Genomic DNA, 22,472 nt, shown 5'->3' on the forward strand with positions numbered 1-22,472 from the left:
GAAATGCCAAGCGCGCATGATTCGGCCAGCCTCGGGCAATGAATCTCTGCGATTCACGAAAAGTCGGGAATTCATTGGCGGTCGCTCGGGTCGCTCAAGGGTTCATGCAATCGAATTGACTGCTCGGTTGCCGTCGATACCCTGAGCTTAGTCTGCTTTCTGTGGTTTGCTCAAGGCCCCCGGCGGATTCTTTACCGCGTCTGCGCTGTCAGCGCCAGCGTGCTGTCGTTGTGAATTTAGTCAGCTCGCGGGCATGCTAGACTCGCGACATGTGGTCGTGGCAACGGCGATGCTTGAGTTCTGCTACCAACGACGATGCGCGAAGCCTTGATTGGCAACCGATGGCGGCTTACAGGACGCGGGGAGGGAGCTTTCCCGCGGGATGGCTCGCGGCCGGCGACTGGGCCTGGACTGCAGCCGGCCGGGGATCGCGTCGCAGCGCAAAGTCGCCTGGCTTGGGCTCGGGCAGCAGCGTACCGGGTGATTCCTAACCTGCTCGAGGTGCGTGAAGGGCGCCTGGATCTGGCCGTTGTCGGAGAGCGCGAGACCTGTCTGGCGCTGCTGCACCGTATCGGGCGCATGATCGCCCGTCCGTTCGACGCGCCCCTGCCGCTGATCCTGTCCTTGTCCGGTGATCAATCGGGCGCTGCTGAGGATGCGCGCTTTGCCGTGTTTGAATCCCTGTTCAGGCAGCAAGAGCATGCCGCTCCGGGACGCCGCTTGCTGTTGTTTCTGGCTCTGCCGAGCGCGGAAGTGACACTGCAGCGCATTGAGGAAGTAACCAAAAGGCTCGCCGGCACCAGCGGCTTGATGGTGCTGCCTGCCCCCCCGAGCGCCGAACGCCAGGATGCCATCGCCACCCAGCTGCTGGCAGCGGGCTGGCTGCCGCATTTCGTTGCCCTGTCGGGCAAGTGGCGGGAGCAGGCGGCGGGGCCCGGCGGGCTCGATAGCGAGCGGTTGGGGCGGATCATCCATGAGTTGTTTCTTGAGAATGCCTGGACTCGCGGCGAACGCCGCGGGGCGGCGCCGGCATTGCAACCATGGCATCGTCTGGATGAGACCTACCGGATCGCCAACCGCTCGCAGGCGGAGCATATCGCGGTCAAGCTCGCCTGTGGCGGATTGATCGCGACCCAGGAACCGGTCATAGCCGATGGCAGCCAGGCGCCGCTATGGTCGATGCCAGAGTTCATCGAGCCGCTGTCGTGTATGGAACACGATCGTTGGTCAAGCGACCGCCTGCTCGATGGCTGGGTGTATGCGCCAAAGCGCGACAATGCCGCGCGCCACCACCCGGATCTGATCCCTTACGATGATCTGTCCGAAGACATCCGCGAGAAGGATCGGGTTGCCGTGGCAACCATTCCTTTCATTTTGCAGCTCGGCGGCTTCGGCTGGCGGCCGCTGGCGCAGGTGCGCCTAGTCGGTTCCTGGCCCGATCCCAGCGATCACGCTAGTGTAAAAAGGCGCTGGCGGCGCGATCTGGCACGGGCAGCACGCGAGCGCGCGCCAGCCCTGCTCGAGTTTCTGCTCGACCCGCGCGAGCCCCGGCAGTGCCATGTTGGCATCATGCTGGCCAAGTTTGGCTTTCCGCTGTCGCTGTGGTTGGCTGAACGGCACCCGGTCGCGTCCCTGGCAGCGGATGCGCCGAGCCGTGCTGCGCTGCTGCACTGTTTGGCGCTGTGCCGTCAGGTGGTCTGGGACGACGACCTGCCGCTCGCGCCGGCAACGCCCTCGGCACTGGAAGCCATGGTGGTGGAGCGCGGTGGCCTGCGCATCGAGCGACACCTGGCCGGGCCTGCATGAGTTCCCGCTCCGCCTTGGCCCTCACCGCACTGGGCCGGAGTGAAGCGCCCGGATTGCGCGGTCGCGCGCTCAGCCTGGTCGATACGCTCGGCGCCATCGCGCTCTCACCGGTCGAGCTGATCGGCATGGCGGTGATTCTGCTCGCGCGCATGGGCGAGTTCATCGCGCTTGCCCCCTTCGCGCGCCACCGCTTTGCGTTTCATGCGCTCATTTTTGGCCGCGATCTCGCGGATTTGCTCATCGGCCCCGCCTTGCGCGTGGTGGCCCTGTCCGCGGTCCTGGGCGTGACCGTGGCGGTGGTGCTGGAGAATTATGCCACCGGGCTGCTGTCGCAGACTGGTACCGCCAATCTGGTCATTATTGCCACGGTGCAGCAGATTCCGCCCTTCGTCGCCAGTGGCGTGCTGGCCGCGCGCGGCGCGCTGCCGCTGTCGATCCGTCTGGCGGAAATGGTCGATCGCGGCCAGATCGACTCCATGGCCATCATGGGTGTCGACCTGGTCATGCTGCACGCGGTGCCGCGTTGCCTGGCGGTGAGTCTGGCCTCGGTGGTGCATGCCCTGCTGGCAATGGTGGTTTTCGGGCTGACTACCGGGCTGACGCTCTCGCTGATGGGTATCGTGCCGATCGAAACGTTTTTTGCCGCGCTCAGGATGCTGCCGCTGTTCGCCAAGGTTGGACTGATCGGGCTGCAATTGCTCACTGCCTCCCTGCTGGTGGTGGCGGTCGCCGCGGTGCAGGGCATTCAGGGCAGTGGCGAGGAGCGCGTCGATCTGGCGCAGGTCAGCGTGGTTTGCATCCTCAAGGCGGCCACTGTGGTGCTGGTGGTTAACGTGTCCTTCGCGCTCTCGCGCATGCCAGAGCTGCCGGTGTTGGTATGGCGGTGAGCCAGGCAGGGCGCGGAATGGAGTCCGAATCCGCTAGCGGCCTCAGCGTCGTGGTCAAGGGCCTGGTGGTGCGCCGCGGCTCGCGGCGGGTGCTGGACGGACTGTCGTTTGAGCTCGGTGCCGATGGATTGTTGCTGGTCACAGGCCCCGCAGGCTGTGGCAAAAGCACCCTTCTGCAGGCGTTGGCCGGGGTGCTGAGCGCCGATGCGGGCTCGATTCGCTTTGGCGGGCGCGCTGCAACCGACGCCCTCGCGGCGGGGCAGATTGGCGCGGTGTTCCAGCGCGATTCGCTGCTGCCCGAATTGACGGTGCTTGAGAATCTGTTGCTGCCGCTGATGGTCGGGCGGGCGTTGTCGCGCCGCGTGGCGATGATTCGCGCCCAGGTGCTGTTGGCGCAGTTCGGTCTGGTCGACATCATGCACGCCTGGCCCGGCCGCCTGTCGGACGCACTGCGCCGGCGCGCATTGCTGGCGCGGGTGATGGCGGTGCAGCCGCGCCTGCTGCTGCTCGATGATATTCTGGCGGGTCTGGATGCCGCTGGCCGGGCATTGATCGCGCGTCTGCTCTCCCCGCCAACCGGGCGGGTGGCGAGTATCGTCGCCACCACCAGCCGCCCGGATGATTTTGCACGAGATGCCAGCGCGATGCTGGTGCTGCCGGAGGGCAGCACAACCCTGTACGATGAAAACCACGTCAAGCGTGCGGGGCCATCAAGATGACGCATGAGCAACACAGGCGCCGAGTCAGATCAGGCCTCTTCTGGTCGGGCCGAAATCGGAGCGCGCAGCCAATGCGGGCTGCAGTTGACAGAATCCATCGGGAGAGCACAGCTTGCGTCATAACACGCTGACCTTGCAGAATCGTGCGGTGGGCGCGGTCGTGGCACTGCTCGCCATCTGGGGAGCCGTCACTCTGATCGGCACGATCCGCGAACAACATGCTGGCAACGGATACTTCACCCTGACAACGGACGTGATGGGGGTGCAGGCTGGCAGCATTGTCACGCTGAATGGCTTTGAGATCGGGCAGGTCAACGCGGTTGCGCTGGAGTCAGCGGGCGAACAGGCTCAGAATGCCGCCAGCCTGGTGTTTCGGGTCGATTTTCAGATTGTTACGCCGGTGGTGTTCCCGGCGCAAACCACTTATCTGAGTATCGAGGAGGTCAATCCCGTCGCCCCCGCGCGCCTGGTCATCAAGCAGCTGCCGGCGGCCCAGCCGGAGGATGCCGAGGGCGTCGTCGAGCTGGGGCAATCATCGGCGAAGATAGTTTATGCCTGTCCGACCCCGCGCCCGATCGTCGACGGGCTGCTCGGACCAGGCGCCTGCATCCCCACCCTGGCGGTCGAGGAAGATATGCGCCCTGGTCTAAGCGGGCTGATCTCGGCTGCGACCGCGGCACTCATCACCCTGGATCAAACCATTGGCGAGTTTGCGCAGCTCGGCCAGGAGATTCGCGGCAATAACGCCCAGCTCGCGAAGATGCTGAGCGATGATCCCGACAATCCTGGCAATCTGTATCAGCTGCCGGCAGCACTTGAGGACGCGGCCACGCGCATGGCGGATGTCACCGAGGGGCTGCATCGCGATGTGGTTGAGAGGATCGATCGCATGGTAACGCCCGAGACCATCGCTTCGTTGGAGCGCGCGACCGCGCAACTCGAAGAACTCATTGCCACCACCGGCCATGGTAGCCAGGAGACGCTCGAGAACCTGGCCGCGATCACGCGCAGTCTCAATCGGATCACCTGGGAGCTGGAACGCGATCCGATCGGCTTCCTGCGCGGTCCAAGCGGAGGGACACGATGACGATGTCGTTGTTGCAAGAGAACTGCTGTTCCAGGCTGGGCCAAGGACGCGCTGAACCCCGGTGTTGTTTGTGGCCAACCGCTGTCTTGGGGCGCCTCACGGCGGTTCTGACGTTGGTCCTGATGGTGGCGAGCCTGCTTGGCGGCTGCGCCTTTCGGGCGGCTCCACCGGCGCTGATGTACCGCTTAAGTATTGCCTCCGAGCCTGCAGGATCGCCGCCACCGGTGACAGGCAACGCGGAGCTGCTGCCGCTGCGCTCGAATCGCCCTCAGGGCGGTTCGCTAGGGATTCTGATCGCGCAGGTCGGCGAGGTGGTGCGGGTGGAGGAATTCACTGCCGGGCGCTGGGAAGAATCGCCGGAAACCGTGATCGAGCGCGCCCTCACAGAGAGATTCAGCCGCTCGGGCGAGTCGGCGGTGGCCACCCGCCCGCGCCTGCGCCCCTCGCTTGATCAGTTCGAGTTGGTGGAGCCCGTCGCAGGCGACGGCGCCCATGCCGCGGTTACGCTGAGCTTCCAGCTGCTGTCGCCGCGCGACCGTCTGGTATTGGCAACCGGCGAAATCCATGAGCGCGAGCCGCTGTCAGCCGAGTCCCTGACTGCGGGGGAGGCCCAACTCGATGCCATTGTGCTCGCATTCAACCGCGCCAGCTCGCGCGCCGTGGCGCGCTTTGCTGAAGCCTTATCGCGAACCTTAAGGTGATTTCGGGAAATGAGCATCCCCGTTATCGAACTGAGTGTGTGAGTTGGACTGACAACTGACAGATGACAGAAATCACCTGATCAGAGCAGTGATGGCTGCCGCTCTGCAAGACGCCGTTCAGCGCTCTGGCGCGCGATAGTGAAACCCCGCCGCGTCGAGCCTGCACTTAAGCGCTGTCATGGCGGTGTCCAGCTCGCCGCGGCCGCGAAAGCCGAAGCGGATATGCGCGTCATCGCCCATGTGCGGCAGGCTAAAGAGCTTGAGCGTCGGAAATTCCGCTCCGAGTGCCTGCATGATGGGGATCAGCTGACTTTCTGGCACGCCGAGTACCTCGACGGCCTGCTCCGCCAGCGGCGCCGAGCGCTGGCTGTCGTCGCGGTAATGTGTGTCGAGCACCCACTCTGCCATCGGCCACGCCATGGACGGAAAACCGGGCATGAACCAGTGCTGGTGGATGTGAAACCCGGGTACCCGGGTCACCGGGTTGGAGATCAGGGTGCTGCCCTCAGGCAGTTCGGCCATCTGGATGCGGTGCGGATAGGCGTCGCCGCCAAAGCGCTCCTCGATGATCCGGCGTGCCTCCGGGTGCTGCATCAGCGGCACATCGGCGGCCGCGGCGGCGCAGGCGCGGGTGTGGTCATCCGGAGTCGCGCCGATGCCGCCGCAGCAAAAGACCGGCTCGCCAGCGGCAAAAGACAGCCGCAAGTGGCGCTCAATGGTCGGCGGGTCATCGGGCAGCATCCAATACCAGGCCAGCTGATGCCCGCGCGCCAGCAGTCGCTCGCGCAGCGCCGGAAAATGGCCATCGGTGCGGGTGCCGTTCAGCACCTCATCGCCAATCACAATCAGCCCGAAGGCGAGTGGCGCGTTGATCTTGCTGGTCTGCGTCATGTTCAGTATTTTCCGTGAAAGACAATCCAGGCCGTTTCGATGGGCGCGATTGTCCCCGGCTTGCACCCTGCGGTCTACCACTACCCGAGCAGCCCATCTTAGTGCTATTTTTGCGACGCTTGCCCCGGTCTTGCCTGCCTTGAGCCCTCGAGGCAGTCGCGGAACCACTGCTCGACTGCCGCTTGTGCTTGCTGGCTGGGCGTTTGGTTGGCGACACCCCGCAATTGATCGAACAAAACACGCCCGTCGTGAATCTTGAGCCCGAGTGTCAGGCGCTCAGGCGCGAGCACCTTGTAGACGGCATAGCGGCCGTTGTAGATGCGCTCGCTATAGGATGAGACGCAGTGGGCCATCTCCTCGGTTTCGGCTTGCAACGCGTCGGGGGTCTTAATGGCCTGAATGCTCTGTGTGTCGGCGAAAGGCGCTGGTGGGTACGGCACGACCTTGCCGTTCGCGTCGAAACGCCGCAGCCGCCAGCTTTCCTGGCGCATCTGAGCGGCGACCAGGCGGTCGTGCAGACGGCACAGTTGAGAGATTTGGTCAAATTGCTGCATTGTCCGCACCGCCTCCTCACCACCCATGCGGATATTGTCTTCGACCCATTCGCGCCGCGAGCGGTCGGTTGCCTCACAGAGCAGGCGTTGCAGGGGGCGACCGGCTACCCAGGGATAGCGCGCAAGGACCAGGAACAGGCGCCGGGTGAGACGTTGCTCATGGACCAGCGCGTTGCAGAGGGTTTCATCACCGAGGACACGCAAGAGTCTACTGAAAGCGAAGGTGTCAATCTCCGCCATGGCGATCTTGCGAATCAGCTTGACGACACGCTTGTGCGGCGGTAACCCCATCTCGCGCAGAATGTCGACCTGCTTGCGGGCAGCAAGCTCAGCGAATGCTTGTTCCGGGTAGCCGTGCGCGGTGGCAAAACGGTGCAGGAGGTAGCAGAGGTTGACGTTGGAGATAATGAGATCCCGCACGACCTGTGAGCGTTGCGCCAAGCGGGCGAGGGCATACCGACGCCCTGGCAGTTGCGCCAGTGGCTCGGTCATCGCCCTCGGGATAGTGGCGAACCATTGCCGGAACGCGCCGTCGGCGTAAGAGCCAAACGGCAGACCCAGGTCGGTGACGCTGCCTTCCTCAAGCTGGCTGTTGTTGCAGTGTAGCGTCAGAAAGCCGGATGCCCAGTCGCTGACCGCATGCAGGCTCTCGCTGCCGAGCAGCCTGGAGTAATCCATCAGCAGGCAGGCCGCGTCCTGATCCCAGGCATAGGTGACCGGGCTGCCGGCGTCGCCCACGAGTTGGCTGCGAGCGCGTTTCGCCGCAAGGCAGGCCTCTATGCGCCCTTTTGATGTCTTCTGACCCTGAAATGCTGTGTTCACGATCTAGTGCTCGCGTCACAAAGCTCGGCGATGAGAATTTTGGCCGGCGGTGCGCTGCCAGCGGACTAAGCGGACGCCACCGTGACGGTCGGTTCCATGTCCACTGGGCAGTTGAGCGAACGCGCGATCAGGCAGAGCTTGTGGGATTTTTCCAGTATGCGCTGGCCCTGCGCCTCGCTGCCGGCCGCGACTGTCAACTCGGGGCGAATCACAATCCGCTTGAAGCGGTAGCCGATCTTGTCTTCTTGCAGCAGTTCGCCTTCGGCGCTCGAGCGGTAGTCTTTGATCTCGAGCTTCGACATCCCGGCAATCACCAGTACATAATTTGCCAGGCAGGTTTCGGCCGCCAGTACCAGCAGATGCTCGGGGCTGTAACGGTCGCTGCTGTGCGGAGAGCCGACCGGCAGAGGGGCGTGGCCCTCGATGGCGACATCGCCGCCTTCGCCCTCTCCGGTCCAAGTGTAGGCGGTGTGATAATGCATTGGAATTTGGCTCATGCGGGAATCTCCTGTGGCAATGAATGAAAACATGAACAGAACGCCAGCACCCTTGCCGTCTACTCAGCTGATCTGGCAACCTTTCTGGCGGTTGAGCGCGTGGCTGCTGGTGGTCTTGGTGGTGATCTTGTCAGTGGTGCCAACGGGCGTGCCAGCAGGCTTTGAAGGCGGCGACAAGCTCCAGCATCTACTGGCCTATATGGTACTGGGGTTCTGGTTTGCCGTGCTTTATCCGCGCGAGCGGCGTCTGATCCTGCTTGGGTTGATCTTGCTCGGCGCCGCGCTGGAAGCTGTTCAGGGGTTGGTGCCGGCGCGCATGGCGAGCCCTTTCGATCTGCTTGCCGATGCGCTCGGTGTTTTTCTTGGTGTGCTCCTGGCTCGTTCGCCGGCGCAGGGCCTGTTTGGCTGGGTCGAACGGCGGCTGGCGGCGGGCGTTGGTCACAGCCAAAGCTGAGCTCCGGCTCCGCCTGGACGAGCGTGCTCGCCGAAAGCGTGATCAAAGGCCGCGATGCCTGCCTCCCCGGTGCAATGGGTGGCCAGCACGTCTTTGATGCCAAGATCGCCCAGTGTGCGGATTTCCTGTGCGATGGCCGCTGCATCGGCATACATCAGATGAAAGCCGCCGATGGCCCAGCGGACGGGCGTGGGCAGAAAACCATTGGCCTTGGCAACCAGCGCACTCATGCCCGGATGCGCACAGCCGCTGATCACGGCCGCCCCGTCCGGCGTTTGGAGCACCAGCGCATGCTCGGGAGGTTCGCTCGCCACCAAGCCTGTCGAATGGATGTCGGGCACGAATTCTAGCGGATCATCGTCGACGATCAGGCAGCGGATGCCAAGATCGAGCAGATCGGCGAGCAGATGCTTCGAGAACCCTTGATGCAGCACGCACTGGATGTCTGGGTTAAGCTCCAGGATCGAGTCCAGCCCGCCGATGTGGTCCCAGTGCTGATGGGACAGAAACAGCCAATGGATGCCGGTGGGCGTCACGCCCAGTGCCGCCATGTTGGCGAGCAGTACCCGGCCGTTGCTGCCGGTGTCGAACAACAGGCGCTGGCGCTCGCCTTCCGGGCCGAACTCGATCATTGCCGAGAACCCCCAGAGCGCGCGCGTGCCGGGCGCGCCGGGGATATTGTCGTACAGGAGCTGAATCTGAACAGTATTCATCACAGAGGTTACGAGGCATCAGACCGCAAAACTATAGCGCAACCTGAGCCAGGGTGCGGTCGCTTCAGGCTGGTGGTGTTCGACTTCGACGGCACCCTGGCCGACAGCTACGCCTGGCTGGTCGGCGCGCTGAATCGCCTCGCACCGCGCTATCGATTTCGCACTGTGAGTCCGGCCGAAGAACCTGAGCTGCGCCAACTCGGGGCAGCGGCCATTCTGCGCCGGCTACGGCTTGCGTTCTGGAAACGCCCGCTGGTTGCGCGCGCACTGCGCCGATTGATGGCCGAGGAGGTCGAGCAGATTGCGCTTTTCCCTGGAATCGCTGAGCTGCTGCAAGCGCTGGAGCATGGTGGCGTGCCTCTGGCCATCGCTAGTTCCAACGCGCGGGATAATATCACCAGGGTGCTGGGTGAGCGCCATCTGGCTCGCTTTGCGTATCTGGAATGCGGCATCAGTCTCGGCGGCAAGCCAAAACGGCTGCGCGCCTTGCGCCGACGCTATCGACTCGGACCAGGGGAGTTGCTCTACATCGGCGATGAAGTGCGCGACCTCCAAGCTGCTCGCGCCGCCGGCGCGGCAAGTGGCGCTGTGACCTGGGGCTACAATCATCCCGACGCCCTGCGCGCGCAGCAGCCGGATTATCTGTTTGCCGAGCCTGGTGAGATTGCAAGGCTGGTGCTCGCTTCCCAGTCCGCCTGAGGTCCTAAGCTGGAGGATTCAATTTTTCTGCGGGCGGCGCAGCCATATCCGAGGTAAGGTGTAAGGTGCCCCGAAGCCTTAGGCGGTGGCTGAGAAGCTGGCTGAAGACAAGTTCAAGCCCGGCGAGTTAGAGACGTCGCTACTGCCGTTGTTGCGGCCATATTCCATCAGCATCGACACGTTCTGGCGAACCTGCTCGTTGACGTTAACGCTTTGATTGTTGCGTTGATTGTAGGAAGCGGCTGGGGTCGCTGCAGAGGGGTCATAGGTTGTGCCGGAAGACGCGGCCATCGTGGAAGCGGTCCCGGTTGTGGTGCCTGTTGTGGCGCCAGTGCTGCCAGCAGCTTGCGGTGTAGGACCGGGATATTGCTGATTTGCCGGTTGCTGCTGCGCCGCTGAGTTTTGCGTGTATGCCTCCATCGCCGCCATCAGACGGGTCTGCCCAGCGCGCGTCGCTGGCTGTTGATCCATCCGATTGGCATTGGTCACATCACGCGTTGGATCGGCGGTTGGACGCATTTGCGCCCCGGTAGAATCACTCACCGATTGCAGGGTGGATTGACCCGGCGTTCCGCTGGCGTTGTTGACCTGTGATGTGCCCCTAGGCGCACCCGATGCCGGGGATGTCGCGTCTGGGGGCATCGCGGCCGATGCCATCGTGTTATTGCCGATCTGCCCGCTGCCTGGCGCGCCGACCTGCCCACTGCCTGACGGCTGCGGGTAATACAATGTCATGTTGCTGGAAGCGCTGCTTATCGGAGCCATCGCTGTCTCCTCGCTGGTTGTCGTGGTTCGGTCCGCACCTTCGGCTCGAATGCCGGACGGCGTAACTCAATTAGATCACATACTTTCATTATCGTTCATTTCAGCCGATCGGTCACCCTCGCCGGTCGAATATTTTGACAATGTGGTCGCGCGGCGCCGATCTAAAGTCTCCGAGTGCTTCCGAAACGCCTGATTGCCCACATCCATGCCGCGTTTCCGGCTGATTCAGACTCCTTTGCCCAGTCGAGAGAGGATCGCCGTGTCAGTCACGGTTCTGATTGTGAAGGCGAATCAAGCTGGCAACGAGCAGCAAGACCAGCGCCGGAGCGAGAAGCATCGCCAGACCAAGGCGGGTGGTTAACCAAGCCGAGATCAGGCAGCCCAGGACGAAGCCGGAAATGGTCGCAAGAGTGATGCGGTCCCGATGGTGCTCGGTATACTGCGTCTGGGGTGCAATGGGCGGAACCAGGCTGCGACTGAATTCGACCATCAGCCGAGCGATATTGCCGGTCATCACAGTGGTTGCGGCGCCGAAGCCGGGAAATAACTGGTGCGTGGCGTTTTGCACCGCCATCGCCATGACTGCGAGCAACCCGAGAATAACCGTGATGCTGTTGCCCGCGAGCACTGGGGACAGTTCGCGCGCCAGCGCTAAACCGGACAGCCCCGCCAGCAGCAGTGCTTCGACTATCAGCAGGCGACGAAAACGGGTGCCGCGCGGCCTGCCTGACAAGAGCCGGTCATGCACCAGAGTGACCAGCATGATAGTCACGAAGAACATTGGAATAGCCGCTAGGCGCAGGATTTCCGACAAGCTAACCCCATCGACCAGATCAGCCGCCACCAGCACCAGATTGCCGGTGATGTGCGCGGCCATCAAGTGATCTAGTGCGATGAAGGTGGCGACATCCGTCCAGCCGGCGATGAAGGCCAGCAGCGCGCGCAGCCATGAGGGAATCTCAAGCAGAGGCATCGAATGGCTCCGGGTCGGGTTGGGCGATGGCTTCAAGCGAAAAGTCCGCCCGCAGCCGCAAGATGCCATGCCCTGTTTGTCCATCGGGGCGCGTTAGTCTGTCGATGGGGTCGGTCTGGCCGCGCTCGATCAGACGACGGATCTGATGTTCATCGAGGATGATGCCATATTGCTCGCGCCAGATGACCAGATCGCAGCCCTCGCGGTAGCGGTCGCAGCCGTAGCCGCGGCGGCCGCGGATAATCCGACCTTGATGGCATTTGGGACACTGGGCGATGCCGGTTGGCGTCGATGCGGTTTGGGGGGCTGAAATTGGCGCTGGTTCGATCGGCGCGCGGGTAACCTGATCCGTGTCGGCGGCAGAATCAAAATCGAGCGCGACCCGGCCGTTTTGATCCAGCTGCAGCCGAGCGCTGAACGCTTTGCCGGCTTTGGAGCGGAAATCGCTGATGGGCTCGCTGTGGCCGGTATCGACCAGGGCCTTGAGCTCGGCCTCGGTGACCTTGTGACCGGCGATGGTCTTCCACACGGTGAAGCCGCAGCCGTCCCGGTAGCCGCTACAGCCGAAGGCGCGGGAGTTTTCGCTGATCTGGCCCTCTTTGCAGATGGGGCAGGCGCCGAGATCCCCGGCTGACTGAGTCGCGCGCTTGCTGCGGCCTTTCCCGCGCGTGCTTTTGCCGCCTTTTTTGCTCCCGGTCTTGCCAGGCGCGGCCGCGCGCGCGGCGTCGATCTGCTCAGGCGACATGGTCGCGCCCACGGCCACCTGGGGAATGAGCGCCCGGATAAAGTCGCAGATGTCCTGATAGAAGGCCCCGGCATCGGCTTCGGCGCGCTCGATGGCTTTCAAGCGCTGCTCCCAGTCGGCGGTCAGCTCGGGGCTGCGTAGCGGCTCGGCGACCAGATCGATCAGCACCCGGCCTTTTTCGGTGGCACGCAGGGTCTTGCGTTGGCGCTCGACATAGCCGGTGCGGATCAGCTTCTCGATGATCTCGGCGCGGGTGGCCGGGGTGCCGAGGCCACTGTCTTTCATTGCGGCGGCAAGCGCGTCGTCTTCGATCTCGCGCCCGGCGTTCTTCATCGCATTCAGCAGGCTGGCGTCATCGTATGGACGCGGGGCCTGGGTTTCTTTTTCGACCACCTCCATGCCCGCGACATGGACGCTCTGGCCTTTTTCCAACGCAGCCAGGGCGGTGGTCTGCGCCGATTCGGTCTCGGGCTCGCTGGCGCTGCGCTTGCTTTTGACCTCTGCTGCTTTCCAGCCGGGATCGAGCACCCGCGCGGCCTGGGCGACGAAGCAGGCGCCGCCGATGTCGAGCCTGACATGGATGTCCAGCACCCGCTGCTCGGGCAGAAAGACGGCGACGAAGCGGGCACAGACCAGGTCATAGATGCGCTGCAGCGGTTCCGGCAGGCTCGCCGGCGCCCGGGTCTGGGTGGGCAGGATGGCGTGATGGTCGGTCAGCCGGGTCTTGTCGACATAAGCCTTGCTGAGTTTGTGGCCGGTGGCTAGGCGCTCGGCAGCGATGGGCGCGAGCGGGTGGTTCAACGCGCCGAGAATGCCGGGCAGCTGCGGCAGCATGTCCTCGCTGATGTGGCGGCTCTCGGTGCGCGGATAGCTAATCAGCTTGTGTTGCTCATAGAGCTGCTGGGCAAGCTCGAGTGTCTTGGCGGCGGTGAAGCCGAAGTGCCGGTTGGCGTCTCGCTGCAAGTTGGTCAGGTCATAGAGCGGCGGCGGGCGCTGGCGGCGCTCCTTGCGCTGGATGTCCGTGACCTGGCCGCTCTGGTGTGGGGCGAGCTGCTCGCGCAGCTTCTCAGCCTTGGCTTTGTCGTCGATGCGGGTCTCGCCATCGTGCGGCCAGTTCGGGGCCAGGCGCGCATCGAAGCCCTCGCGCAGGTGCGCGACCAGCTCGTAGAAATAAGCTTTTTCAAAGGCCGCGATGGCCGCATCGCGCGCGACGATCATGGCAAGCGTTGGCGTCTGCACCCGCCCGATGGTGCAGAGCACCCGGTTGCGCACCGTATAGGCGCGGGTCAGATTCATGCCGATCAGCCAGTCAGCCTGGGCACGGGCGCGCGCGGTGGCGGCCAGCGGATCGAAAGCGCTGCCGGGCTTGAGTGCCTGAAAGCCCGCGCGGATGGCCTCATCGGTCAGGCTCGAGATCCACAGCCGCTCGACCGGCTTGGTGCAGCGCGCATGCTGATAGATGAGCCGAAAGATCGCTTCGCCCTCGCGCCCGGCATCCGTCGCGCAGATCACACGCTCGGTCTCGTGCGCGTTGAGCAGGGCCTTGACGATCTTGAACTGCGCGGCGGTCTTCTTGTCCGTGCGCAGCCGCCAGCGCGCCGGGATCATCGGCAGTTGCGCCAGCGACCAGCGACCGGCCCAACTGGCCGTTGCGGCTGGTTGACTTTGGGGGTCGCTTTGAGGCTGCCATTGAGCGCCACTCTGGGCGCCGTCTTCAGCGTTCGTCTGCCCGCGCGCTGTTGCCTGCTGCGCGGTTTCTCCGGGTGTCCCTCGGCGCGTCCCATAGTCATCCGGCTCAGCAAAATGCACCAGATGTCCCAGCGCCCAGGTGACGCGGTAGCCGCTGCCCTCCAGATAACCCTCGTGGCGCGAGCGCGCGCCCAGCACCCGGGCGATGTCACGGGCGACACTGGGCTTTTCGGCGAGGACAAGAGTGGTCATGGGATCGGAAACGTGAATATGAGATCAAATGATGCTCTCAAATCGTGCTCGAACGCGAGAGCAGGCGAGCCAGCGCAAATCACCCAAGCATCTCGAGCAGCACAGAGTGCCAAAGCGCGGGGTCGATCACTCCGATCTTGTTCAGCAGGCGGCGCTGATCGACGGCCCGCAATTGATCGAGCAGGATACGCGCCGGTTTGCCGTCGAACGTCAGTCCAGGGCGGCAGCCCAGTGCTTGCCCTTTGCTGGTGATGGGCGCGATGATCACCCGAGGCAGTGCTGTGTTCATGTCATCCGGCGAGACCACCAGACCAGGACGGGTTTTGTAAATTTCGGTTCCAATCGTCGGGTCGAGGTTGACCCAATAGACCTCGCCGCGACGAATCGATCGCTCGGGTGTCTTTACCATTCCCAGTCTCTGGTATCCGCATCCGGCGCCAAATCGCCCCAGACATAAGCATCCTGTGCTGGGTCATAGCCCTGGAACCAGTCCTGGCGTGCTGGTTTGATCGGCTCAATAATGAGGCGCCCAGCATCCAGTCGCAGCTCGACCTTGTCCGCGAAGCCGCCCTGGCTCAACAGCGCAGCCGGAATGATGATCCCTTTGGAATTGCCGATTTTTCGCAATCTGGTCTGCATCGAGATGTCCTTGCTGAAATGTAACAACTTCGTTATTACATCGCGATGTTGAACCACCGTCAACCAGCGATCAAGATTGCAAGAGACCCTAATCCCAAAAAATGCACCCTCTTTACAACGACTTCGCGTCACTACTCCCATCGCAAGAGCTGCGACTGGGACTTGGCCGTGATTATTCCGCCTCGCTCAGCCTCAGATAGCTTGCGAAGCGGGGGAGGCCGGTCTTGGTCTCGCCTTGGTATTGAAAAGTGATGGTGCTGCCGATGGGTGGCGGGTTGCGGCGTTCGGCGTCGCTGAAGCCGGTGCCGATGCGAAAGCGTCGGCCTTGGTCGTCCTCGACTAGCAGGGCGCCGAGCATGCCTTGGTATTTGCCGCGCCCGGGTAGGTGAGCCAGGACTTTGGCCTCGGCATCCTGCTTGGATTTGACTTTGAGCAGGTCGCTGGAGCGACCCTCGCGGTAGCGTGCGTTTTCATGGTGGAGCATCAGGCCTTCGCCGCCAAGCCTCTCGACGGCGGCGAGGCGTGCCATCAGTGCTTTTTCGTCGGCGACGCGAAATTGCTCGACCGGGGCGATGCGCTCGGAGGGCGCATTGGCCAGCAGGCGTTTGATTTCGACCAGCCGCTCGCTGAAGTGGGCGTCCAAGGTTGGCAGGTCGAACACCATGAAGCGTACTTCGCGCCAAGCGTCTTCGTCCGGCTCTTGGCGTCGCGCCAGGCCGGAGATGGCGGCAAACTGACCGCGCCCGAGCCAGAGTTCGCCGTCGAGTGGCACGGGCGGAAAGCCGGTGACGAACCAATCCGGTGCCTGAATGACATGACCGCCGCGACTGATCAGGCGGCTGCCGTCCCAGCGGGCGCGCACGCCGTCGAGCTTTTCGCTCACCCAGTAATGTGCGACATCGGTGCCCGCTTGGTGAGTTTTGGCCAGCATCAGTGCCGGCGGTGTGGGTGGATGCGGGTGTGCGGTGGCTGGCGCTTCGCTGATACCAGTTTCAGGCTGATTGTTGCGCGCGTCACTCCAGAGCGGTGACGGCGCAAGCGGCGCCAGGACCAGCAGAAGGAGAGCGCTCAGGTGGAGCCGGGTGCGCCCGGACGTGACTGCGAGAGAGGGCATGATATTCCTCGCGGCAAGGGGATTGGGTCAGGCGTGTCGTATATTACACAAAGGCCGCGAGGAGTGTGTGGGAGGGGCGCGACTGGGCCAGCTGATCGAGTCAATCAGCGCTGCTGGGAATGGGGCCTTGACCACCCATGTTTGGCTGCTGTGTGGCCGAAGCTCCGCTGCCTTCAATGACTGACAGCTTTGCGCCAGAACGCAGTCGGCGCGCGGCCTGGTATTCTTCTTCGGTCATTTGGCTGCCGATGATGTTGCGCAGGCTTTCTGCGTCGCGGTCGCCTTGGTCGACGGCGAGTGACAGCCAGTAGTGAGATTGGGCGAGGTCGATGGGAAGGCCGCGGCCCTCGGCGTAGATCAGGCCCATTGCGAACTGGGCGTCGACTTCACCGCGTTTTGCGGCGGCGCGCACGGCGGGCACCTTGGATGGGTCGTTGCGCAGCAGAATCAGGTGCTTGAGATAATTGTTATCTGTCATCGGCGGAACCGAACAGAGACGGTGAATCTCACGCATGCATTTGCCGGGGCAGTTCATGCAGTCGCAGGACCCGAGGAGCAGCGAGATGCTGAATCCTGGGCCTGCAGCGTTCAGTAGGCCTTGCCGTGAGGCCAAGGCACCAAAGTCCCGGTAGGGATGGCTTAAGGCGATGGGCTCAGGGACGCACGGCTTGGGGCGACGGACTTGGCGCGAGGTCTTAGCTCTTGGCCCACTTCTGGAAGTTGTCGGTGGTCTTTTCCTCGCCGTCGCCGTAGCCGGCTTCGTAGGCTTCGGTCAGGCGCTGCTCCTCGCGTTTGGGATTTTGCAGAAAACCGCACTGCCAGCCCTGAATGTACTCGTCGTCGACAGCGAGCTGTTCCATTTTTGTGACTGCATCATAGTAGAACTGATTCATATCCGCTCTCCGCACTGCCACATGGCAGTCTTGGGGGTTGTTCTTGGTGTTTGTTTCGAAGGGGCATCCATTTACCGACCGACTCTCAGTGTGTATCGCGCGATTCCGAGCCTAGAGCGTTGCGCCTTGCGGTGCGGCCGCGGACCCCGATCGGGTAAGGATAGCTGATAAGAATACTGCATTTTTCTGATGTCTGTCATCCTTGGGATGGCTCGCCCGTGCCGAATCCCGAGTCGCTGTCCCTGCCCCTTGCCCCTGCCTCTGCTGATTACAAACCGCAGCGCGTCTTGTGAAGACGGCATGCGACTCCAACCTTGCGGTACAGAAGGCTGTCCGTCGCGACGGCCGGAGTCCGTTTCCTCAAGCAGATCGTCGTCATGCCCATGCGCCCAGCTTATCTACTGAAAATTCTTGACCGCGAATTCACCAGTACCGCCGATGATCATCACACGCCGGTGATGCTGTGGGGGCCGCCCGGCGTGGGCAAGTCGCAGATGGTGGCCCAGGTTGCCGCCAGGCATCGCGCGCCGATGATTGACATTCGCTTGTCGCAGATGGAGCCGAGCGACCTGCGCGGCATTCCCTTTCGCGTTGATGAACGGGTCGAATGGGCGGTGCCCTCGCTGCTGCCGGATGCCGAGCGGCACGGGCCGGCGGGGATTTTGTTTTTGGATGAAATTACCTCGGCGCCGCCCTCGGTGTCGGCGGCTGCATATCAATTGATACTCGACCGACGGCTGGGTGACTATCAGGTGCCGGCGCACTGGGCCATCGTCGCTGCCGGTAATCGTCAGGGGGATCGCGGCGTGACCTACGCCATGCCGGCGCCGCTGGCCAATCGGTTTTCCCATTTCGAGGTCGAGACCCACCTGGACGACTGGGTCACTTGGGCTTACTCCGCTGGCATCGACGAGCGCATCATCGGCTTTTTGCGTTTTCGCCCAGAGCAACTGTTCGACTTCGACCCGGCGCACAACCCGATGGCTTTTCCCTCCCCGCGCTCGTGGGAGTTCGCGCATCGCGCGCTGCAGAAGTTCGAGCACGACCACGAACTGCTGCAGGGCTGCCTGCAGGCTTGCGTCGGGCCGGCAGCTGGAATCGAGGTGACCGCCTTTATTGAAAGCCTGGAGCAGATGCCGGACCTGGATGCGATTTTGCGCGGCGAGACGGTGCCGGTGCCAGACGAAATCGATCTGCAATACGCGGTGGCCGCGGCCCTGGTCGGGCGGGCGCTGCGTGTGCGTGGTGAGCCTCAGGGTGCGGACGCCATCGGTCATATCCTCGTCTATGCCGGGCGCTTTCCGCAGCGGGAGATGGGCGTAATGCTGGTGTCCGATCTGCATCGCGCCATCGGCAGTGACTTGTTCGCCGTGCCGGCCTTTGCCGACTGGGCGCAGGCAGTGGCGGATGTGATGCTGTTTGATTGAACCCGGCTAGCATGGCAGACACTGCAAGCAAAGCAAACGAGGTCGACCTGACGGCGCTAGAGACCAAGCTCGCCGCTGCGCGCACGCGCCTGATACTGGATAAGCCCTTCCTCGGCTCACTGGTGCTGCGCCTGCCGCTGCGCGCCGCAAATGCCAGCTGGTGCCCGACCACGGCGACCGACGCGCGCGCCTTTTATTTCAATCCTGACTACATCGACGCGCTAAGTCTGGCCGAGACTCAATTCATGCTCGCGCACGAGGCGCTGCATTGCGCGCTGTCGCATTTCGCGCGCCGCCAGCACCGGGTCAAGCACAAGTGGGATCTGGCCTGCGACTATGCGATCAACCCGCTGTTGATCGACGAAGGGCTCAAGCCGCCACCCAATGCGCTGTTCATGCCGCCCTATCTCGGCATGACGGCGGAGGAAATCTATCCGCTGATCGATGACAACGACCAGTCCGAGACGCTCGACACCCACGCCTACGATCAGGATAACGACAGCCAGCAGGGCAGCCAGGGACAGGGATTGAATGAGCGCGATCTGGCTGAGCGCGGCCGTTCGCCCGAGTCCCGTGATAGCGAGAGTGGCGGGACGGGGGGCGCAGACCAGGCGTCCGGACAACAGGGGACGGGGCAGGCCGTCGAGGACAGCTCGCCCGATGAGCGACGTCAGGGAGGCGATGACGGTCCGCCGCCGCTCACGCCGGATGAGCGCGAAACCCTTTCGGTGCAATGGCAGCAGCGCATGGCCGGCGCTGCGCAGCAGGCCATGCAGGCAGGCAAGCTCGGCGGCGAACTGCGTCGGCTGATCGACCACCTGCTACAGCCCCAACTGCCCTGGCGCGCGCTGCTTGCGCGCTATATGAGCGCCCTGGCGCGCGATGACTACAGCTATGCGCGCCCGTCGCGGCGCGAGGGCGAGTTCCTCCTGCCGCGCCTGCGCAGCGATCAGCTCGATCTGGTGGTCGGGCTGGATACCTCAGGCTCCATCCGCGATGCGGAAATCGAAGAATTCATCGCCGAGATCGATGCGCTCAAGGGCCAGATTCGCGCCCGCGTCACCCTGCTGCCTTGCGATGCTGCGCTTGCCCCGGGTGCGCCTTTTGAGTTTGAGCCCTGGGAAACCTTTGACCGCCCTGAGCGTCTGCATGGACAGGGCGGGACCAGCTTCGTCCCGGTGTTCAACTGGCTGAGCGATCAGGGCCGCCGTCCCGATCTGCTGTTGTACTTCACCGACGCCGAAGGCGCCTTCCCGCCCGCCGCGCCTGCTTATCCGGTGCTCTGGCTGGTCAAGGGCCGCTCACCGGTCCCTTGGGGCGAGCGCATCCAGCTTAATTGATCGCGATGCGCCAGCTTGATTTCAGGCGGCCTGCTTGCGAAGCTGTTGCTTGCAGAATGATAGACATCACAAATGTGCTGTGGGTGTTGGGCCGGGCGACGGGCGCGGGGGTTTCCAGCGGCAGGACGCCGCTGGAAAGCCTACAGGGATGTATTCACGGCGTCCCCCGCGACCGTCGCCCGGCCCAACACTTGCTTAACCCCCTGTGGTTTTGGTTTAACGCGGACGGAACCCTTGGCCCGCCGCTGGACTCTGAGCCGACATGACGATGCACCCCATGCAATATTGCCCGCGCGCCTCGCGACCGCGCGTTCTTTGGCTGGCCCTAGCGCTGCTGATCACGCTCGCGGCCAATCCGCTGGCCGCGGACCCCTATCAGTTGCCTGATTTCGGCAGCTCCGCCGACACCGTGCTGTCACTGGCCGACCAACGCGCGCTGGCGCGGGCCTTCATGAAAAGCGTGCGCAAGGCCCTGCCGGTGATCGAAGACCCGGTGCTGGATGCTTATATTCAGTCCCTGGGGCAGGAGCTGGTGCGCTCTGCCAATGCGGGTGGCGGCTACCATTTTTTCCTGATCAATCAGCCCGCCGTCAATGCCTTTGCCGGTCCCTCCGGACAGATCGGCGTCTTTGCCGGGCTGGTGCTGGCGGCCGAGACCGAAAACGAGCTGGCCGCCGTGCTGGCGCACGAAATCGCCCACGTGAGTCAAAAGCACCTGATGCGCTCGTTCGAGGCACAAAAGCGCATGGCTGTGCCGGCCACGGCGTTATTGATCGCCGCCGCGCTACTCGGCGCCCAGGTCGACTCCCAGACCGGCATGGCGGCTATGGCTGGCGTTCAGGCCATGGCCGTGCAGAACCAGATCAACTTCACTCGCGACAACGAAGAAGAAGCCGACCGCCTCGGCATCGATATTCTGGCCGAAGCGGGCTTCAACCCCTTCGCCATGCCCGGCTTTTTCGAGAGTCTTGGGCGCAGCAGTCGCTACTACGACAACAGCGCGCCCGAGTTCCTGCGCACCCACCCGGTGACCACCAATCGCATCGCCGATGCGCTTGCGCGTGCTGAACAATACGGGTTGCGCCAGCGTGCCGACAGTCTGGAATTCCATCTCGCCCGCGCCAATCTGCGCCAACGCAGCTACAGCGGCGCGCAGCGGGCGGTGGAACGCTTCGAGTCGACACTCGCGAGCGGACGTTACCGTAACGCGCTGGCCGAGCGCTACGGCTATGCGCTAGCGCTGCTGCGCGCCGGGCGCTTCGACGCCGCCCGTGCGCAGGCCAAACAGTTGCTTGAAGCGCGCCCAAGTCAGGTCGAGTTTATCGTGCTGGACGCGAACATCGACATCGAGGGCGGGCAGCTTCCGCGCGCGATCCGCAATCTCAAAAGCGCCCATGGCCTCGATCCGGGTAACTGGCCGATCACGCACGCCTATGCCGAGGCACTGCTGAAAGCGGGGCGGGTCAGTCCCGCCCTGAGCATGCTGGAGGCATTCCACCGCCGTCGCCCGTCCTTTGCAGCGGTTTACGGTCTGCTGGCCGACGCAGCCGGACGCTCGGGAAACAAAGCCAAAACCTATGGCTACCGGGCCGAGGAGCTTTATTATCAAGGCGACCTGGAGCCTGCGATTCGTCAGCTTGAGCTTGCCCTGCGGGTGCCCAATGTCGACTACCATCTGGCGTCCAAACTGCAGGTTCGCCTGGATGCGCTGCGTGAGGAAAAAGCCAGCGAGAAAAAGAAATGGTCGCGCGGAGATGACTAACTTCGCCTGCTGCCGTGGCGCGCGACGGGTTGCACATGTCAGCGACTCAGGTAAGCTTGGCAGCGAGCGATAAAGCCCAATGGTTGCGTGCAGTATTGCGCGGTGACCAGATCGAAGCTCTAACGAGCGGAAGCAATCGCGGGTCGATTCTGATGGACAAAAAGTTCCATTACCGGATGATTTTTGACGATTGTGCCTCAATCTTCTGCCCCAGCTTGCGACCCGGTGGCCGGTTAGGGCTTGTGCCGGATTGGGCTCGGCGGCCGTATTGAGCCTGGATGGGCCTGCTTTGGGTCTGGTGTGATTCGGCGCAGGTCCCATCTCGGATGCGGCAACCGGGTCTGCAGCGATGCTTCGCCTGTTTGATGTTTACCCCTAAGGAGAGAGTTTATGACTGACGCAAAAACAACGATTGACGCAAAAACAACGATTGACGCAAAACGCAGAACCGTTCTGAAAGGCTCCATGGGTGCTGGCGCCATGGCACTGGCGACCAGTGCTGGTCTGCTGACGCCGCAGGCGCTGCTGGCTGCCTGGCCAGAGGCGGCATTTACCGCCAAGGATCAGACCGCGGCGCTGAAAGAGCTGCTCGGTTCCGATGCGATGGAGACCAGCGATGCCATTGAGATCAAGGCACCGGACATTGCCGAGAACGGCGCCGTGGTGCCTGTGACCGTGTCGACCGATATGGAAGGGGTCGAATCCATTTCTGTATTTGCCATGGGCAATGGCACGCCGCTGGTTGCGTCATTCGACATGGCCGAGAATTCAATGCCCTTCGTTTCAACCCGCATCAAGATGGCGAAAACAGCCGATGTGGTCGCCGTGGTCAAGACCAAAGACGGGTTGCTCAGCAATGCCAAGAACGTGAAAGTCACCATCGGTGGCTGCGGCGGCTGAGGAAACGCAACGCGGTTAGCCTGACGCTTATGCAGTGATTTCCCCGGATACCCGGGAGCATGAGACTTAGGCCGTTTTTGTTAGGCTCGAGGGCCTGACATGAAGAATTCCAGACATGCAGAATGCAATTAAGCGCTGAGAGC

The 22,472-nt window shown here is 63.2% G+C and carries 23 protein-coding genes; 11 read left to right on the forward strand and 12 right to left on the reverse strand.

Annotated elements, in window-relative coordinates; all coding sequences use genetic code 11:
- The first annotated feature begins 480 nt into the window (after positions 1–480).
- From Thiosp_RS02385 to Thiosp_RS02405, 5 genes are all read left to right on the forward strand, one after another.
- The gene (locus tag Thiosp_RS02385) at positions 481–1,806 is read left to right on the forward strand and encodes a RyR domain-containing protein (protein ID WP_201068869.1); all 1,326 of its coding nucleotides are present in this window, start codon (positions 481–483) and stop codon (positions 1,804–1,806) included.
- The gene (locus tag Thiosp_RS02390) at positions 1,803–2,693 is read left to right on the forward strand and encodes an ABC transporter permease (protein ID WP_201068868.1); all 891 of its coding nucleotides are present in this window, start codon (positions 1,803–1,805) and stop codon (positions 2,691–2,693) included. The genes Thiosp_RS02385 and Thiosp_RS02390 overlap by 4 nt, the downstream gene beginning before the upstream one ends.
- Before the next feature lie 17 nt (positions 2,694–2,710).
- Positions 2,711–3,412 (forward strand): ABC transporter ATP-binding protein, encoded by a 702-nt coding sequence (locus Thiosp_RS02395; protein ID WP_201068867.1) that lies wholly within the window; start codon positions 2,711–2,713, stop codon positions 3,410–3,412.
- Positions 3,413–3,524: 112 nt separating this feature from the next.
- A complete protein-coding gene (locus Thiosp_RS02400) occupies positions 3,525–4,499 on the forward strand; it encodes an MlaD family protein (protein ID WP_201068866.1) in 975 nt (324 codons plus the stop codon).
- Positions 4,500–4,585: 86 nt separating this feature from the next.
- Entirely contained in the window at positions 4,586–5,200 is a 615-nt protein-coding gene (locus Thiosp_RS02405) for an ABC-type transport auxiliary lipoprotein family protein (RefSeq protein ID WP_201068865.1), read from the forward strand.
- Positions 5,201–5,317: 117 nt separating this feature from the next.
- Here Thiosp_RS02405 and Thiosp_RS02410 read toward each other — a convergent pair whose 3' ends face one another.
- The 3 genes from Thiosp_RS02410 to Thiosp_RS02420 all read right to left on the reverse strand — a co-directional run bounded on the left by Thiosp_RS02410 (position 5,318) and on the right by Thiosp_RS02420 (position 7,964).
- Entirely contained in the window at positions 5,318–6,091 is a 774-nt protein-coding gene (locus Thiosp_RS02410) for a competence/damage-inducible protein A (RefSeq protein WP_201068864.1), read from the reverse strand.
- A 104-nt stretch (positions 6,092–6,195) separates the two neighbouring features.
- On the reverse strand, positions 6,196–7,383 hold the full coding sequence (locus Thiosp_RS02415; RefSeq protein ID WP_201068863.1) for a PcfJ domain-containing protein: 1,188 nt from the start codon (positions 7,381–7,383) through the stop codon (positions 6,196–6,198).
- 149 nt (positions 7,384–7,532) lie between these two features.
- Complete coding sequence (locus Thiosp_RS02420; RefSeq protein WP_201068862.1) at positions 7,533–7,964, reverse strand: OsmC family protein; 432 nt, start codon at positions 7,962–7,964, stop codon at positions 7,533–7,535.
- Positions 7,965–7,995: 31 nt separating this feature from the next.
- Between Thiosp_RS02420 and Thiosp_RS02425 the strand changes: the two genes are divergently transcribed.
- The gene (locus Thiosp_RS02425) at positions 7,996–8,418 is read left to right on the forward strand and encodes a VanZ family protein (protein WP_201068861.1); all 423 of its coding nucleotides are present in this window, start codon (positions 7,996–7,998) and stop codon (positions 8,416–8,418) included.
- Here the strand turns inward: Thiosp_RS02425 and Thiosp_RS02430 are convergent.
- Positions 8,403–9,131, reverse strand: a complete 729-nt coding sequence (locus Thiosp_RS02430) for an MBL fold metallo-hydrolase (RefSeq protein ID WP_201068860.1) — start codon at positions 9,129–9,131, stop codon at positions 8,403–8,405. The genes Thiosp_RS02425 and Thiosp_RS02430 overlap by 16 nt on opposite strands.
- Positions 9,132–9,206: 75 nt before the next feature.
- On the opposite strand from Thiosp_RS02430, the gene Thiosp_RS02435 reads away from it, so the two are divergent.
- Positions 9,207–9,830, forward strand: a complete 624-nt coding sequence (locus Thiosp_RS02435; protein ID WP_201068859.1) for an HAD-IA family hydrolase — start codon at positions 9,207–9,209, stop codon at positions 9,828–9,830.
- 78 nt (positions 9,831–9,908) lie between these two features.
- On the opposite strand, the gene Thiosp_RS02440 is transcribed toward Thiosp_RS02435, so the two are convergent.
- The 8 genes from Thiosp_RS02440 to Thiosp_RS02475 form a co-directional block, all read right to left on the reverse strand.
- Positions 9,909–10,595 carry a hypothetical protein gene (locus tag Thiosp_RS02440; protein ID WP_323696808.1) on the reverse strand — a complete coding sequence of 229 codons (687 nt, stop codon included), beginning with the start codon at positions 10,593–10,595 and terminating at the stop codon, positions 9,909–9,911.
- 262 nt (positions 10,596–10,857) lie between these two features.
- Positions 10,858–11,568 carry a YoaK family protein gene (locus Thiosp_RS02445; RefSeq protein ID WP_201068857.1) on the reverse strand — a complete coding sequence of 237 codons (711 nt, stop codon included), beginning with the start codon at positions 11,566–11,568 and terminating at the stop codon, positions 10,858–10,860.
- Positions 11,555–14,254 (reverse strand): DNA topoisomerase III, encoded by a 2,700-nt coding sequence (gene topB / locus Thiosp_RS02450; protein ID WP_201068856.1) that lies wholly within the window; start codon positions 14,252–14,254, stop codon positions 11,555–11,557. The genes Thiosp_RS02445 and topB overlap by 14 nt, the downstream gene beginning before the upstream one ends.
- Positions 14,255–14,333: 79 nt before the next feature.
- On the reverse strand, positions 14,334–14,663 hold the full coding sequence (locus Thiosp_RS02455; RefSeq protein ID WP_201068855.1) for a type II toxin-antitoxin system PemK/MazF family toxin: 330 nt from the start codon (positions 14,661–14,663) through the stop codon (positions 14,334–14,336).
- Complete coding sequence (locus Thiosp_RS02460) at positions 14,657–14,893, reverse strand: AbrB/MazE/SpoVT family DNA-binding domain-containing protein (RefSeq protein ID WP_201068900.1); 237 nt, start codon at positions 14,891–14,893, stop codon at positions 14,657–14,659. The genes Thiosp_RS02455 and Thiosp_RS02460 overlap by 7 nt, the downstream gene beginning before the upstream one ends.
- A 172-nt stretch (positions 14,894–15,065) precedes the next feature.
- Positions 15,066–16,007 (reverse strand): DNA ligase, encoded by a 942-nt coding sequence (locus tag Thiosp_RS02465; protein ID WP_201068854.1) that lies wholly within the window; start codon positions 16,005–16,007, stop codon positions 15,066–15,068.
- 100 nt (positions 16,008–16,107) lie between these two features.
- Positions 16,108–16,485 (reverse strand): tetratricopeptide repeat protein, encoded by a 378-nt coding sequence (locus Thiosp_RS02470; protein ID WP_201068853.1) that lies wholly within the window; start codon positions 16,483–16,485, stop codon positions 16,108–16,110.
- A 217-nt stretch (positions 16,486–16,702) separates the two neighbouring features.
- Positions 16,703–16,900, reverse strand: coding sequence for an Alvin_2107 family globule sulfur oxidation protein (locus Thiosp_RS02475; RefSeq protein ID WP_201068852.1), 198 nt, complete (start codon positions 16,898–16,900; stop codon positions 16,703–16,705).
- A gap of 383 nt (positions 16,901–17,283) precedes the next feature.
- Between Thiosp_RS02475 and Thiosp_RS02480 the strand changes: the two genes are divergently transcribed.
- The 4 genes from Thiosp_RS02480 (at position 17,284) to soxY (ending at position 22,329) form a co-directional block, all read left to right on the forward strand.
- Positions 17,284–18,327 carry an AAA family ATPase gene (locus tag Thiosp_RS02480; RefSeq protein ID WP_201068899.1) on the forward strand — a complete coding sequence of 348 codons (1,044 nt, stop codon included), beginning with the start codon at positions 17,284–17,286 and terminating at the stop codon, positions 18,325–18,327.
- Between the two features lie 11 nt (positions 18,328–18,338).
- Complete coding sequence (locus Thiosp_RS02485; RefSeq protein WP_201068851.1) at positions 18,339–19,667, forward strand: vWA domain-containing protein; 1,329 nt, start codon at positions 18,339–18,341, stop codon at positions 19,665–19,667.
- 277 nt (positions 19,668–19,944) lie between these two features.
- The gene (locus tag Thiosp_RS02490) at positions 19,945–21,429 is read left to right on the forward strand and encodes a M48 family metalloprotease (protein ID WP_201068898.1); all 1,485 of its coding nucleotides are present in this window, start codon (positions 19,945–19,947) and stop codon (positions 21,427–21,429) included.
- 390 nt (positions 21,430–21,819) lie between these two features.
- A complete protein-coding gene (soxY, locus tag Thiosp_RS02495) occupies positions 21,820–22,329 on the forward strand; it encodes a thiosulfate oxidation carrier protein SoxY (RefSeq protein WP_201068850.1) in 510 nt (169 codons plus the stop codon).
- Positions 22,330–22,472 lie beyond the last annotated feature (143 nt).

It is taken from the genome of Thiorhodovibrio litoralis (assembly GCF_033954455.1).
Classification (GTDB): domain Bacteria; phylum Pseudomonadota; class Gammaproteobacteria; order Chromatiales; family Chromatiaceae; genus Thiorhodovibrio; species Thiorhodovibrio litoralis.

Excerpts from the sequence above, each read along its gene's own strand:
- Thiosp_RS02440 (WP_323696808.1), bottom strand. The coding sequence starts at position 10,595 with ATGGCTCCGATAAGCAGCGCTTCCAGCAACATGACATTGTATTACCCG.
- Thiosp_RS02480 (WP_201068899.1), top strand. The coding sequence starts at position 17,284 with ATGCGCCCAGCTTATCTACTGAAAATTCTTGACCGCGAATTCACCAGT.
- Thiosp_RS02390 (WP_201068868.1), top strand. The coding sequence starts at position 1,803 with ATGAGTTCCCGCTCCGCCTTGGCCCTCACCGCACTGGGCCGGAGTGAA.
- Thiosp_RS02430 (WP_201068860.1), bottom strand. The coding sequence starts at position 9,131 with ATGAATACTGTTCAGATTCAGCTCCTGTACGACAATATCCCCGGCGCG.
- Thiosp_RS02425 (WP_201068861.1), top strand. The coding sequence starts at position 7,996 with ATGAACAGAACGCCAGCACCCTTGCCGTCTACTCAGCTGATCTGGCAA.
- Thiosp_RS02410 (WP_201068864.1), bottom strand. The coding sequence starts at position 6,091 with ATGACGCAGACCAGCAAGATCAACGCGCCACTCGCCTTCGGGCTGATT.
- Thiosp_RS02445 (WP_201068857.1), bottom strand. The coding sequence starts at position 11,568 with ATGCCTCTGCTTGAGATTCCCTCATGGCTGCGCGCGCTGCTGGCCTTC.
- Thiosp_RS02460 (WP_201068900.1), bottom strand. The coding sequence starts at position 14,893 with ATGCAGACCAGATTGCGAAAAATCGGCAATTCCAAAGGGATCATCATT.
- Thiosp_RS02485 (WP_201068851.1), top strand. The coding sequence starts at position 18,339 with ATGGCAGACACTGCAAGCAAAGCAAACGAGGTCGACCTGACGGCGCTA.
- topB (WP_201068856.1), bottom strand. The coding sequence starts at position 14,254 with ATGACCACTCTTGTCCTCGCCGAAAAGCCCAGTGTCGCCCGTGACATC.
- Thiosp_RS02490 (WP_201068898.1), top strand. The coding sequence starts at position 19,945 with ATGCAATATTGCCCGCGCGCCTCGCGACCGCGCGTTCTTTGGCTGGCC.
- Thiosp_RS02470 (WP_201068853.1), bottom strand. The coding sequence starts at position 16,485 with ATGACAGATAACAATTATCTCAAGCACCTGATTCTGCTGCGCAACGAC.
- Thiosp_RS02420 (WP_201068862.1), bottom strand. The coding sequence starts at position 7,964 with ATGAGCCAAATTCCAATGCATTATCACACCGCCTACACTTGGACCGGA.
- Thiosp_RS02395 (WP_201068867.1), top strand. The coding sequence starts at position 2,711 with ATGGAGTCCGAATCCGCTAGCGGCCTCAGCGTCGTGGTCAAGGGCCTG.
- Thiosp_RS02465 (WP_201068854.1), bottom strand. The coding sequence starts at position 16,007 with ATGCCCTCTCTCGCAGTCACGTCCGGGCGCACCCGGCTCCACCTGAGC.
- soxY (WP_201068850.1), top strand. The coding sequence starts at position 21,820 with ATGACTGACGCAAAAACAACGATTGACGCAAAAACAACGATTGACGCA.
- Thiosp_RS02455 (WP_201068855.1), bottom strand. The coding sequence starts at position 14,663 with ATGGTAAAGACACCCGAGCGATCGATTCGTCGCGGCGAGGTCTATTGG.
- Thiosp_RS02475 (WP_201068852.1), bottom strand. The coding sequence starts at position 16,900 with ATGAATCAGTTCTACTATGATGCAGTCACAAAAATGGAACAGCTCGCT.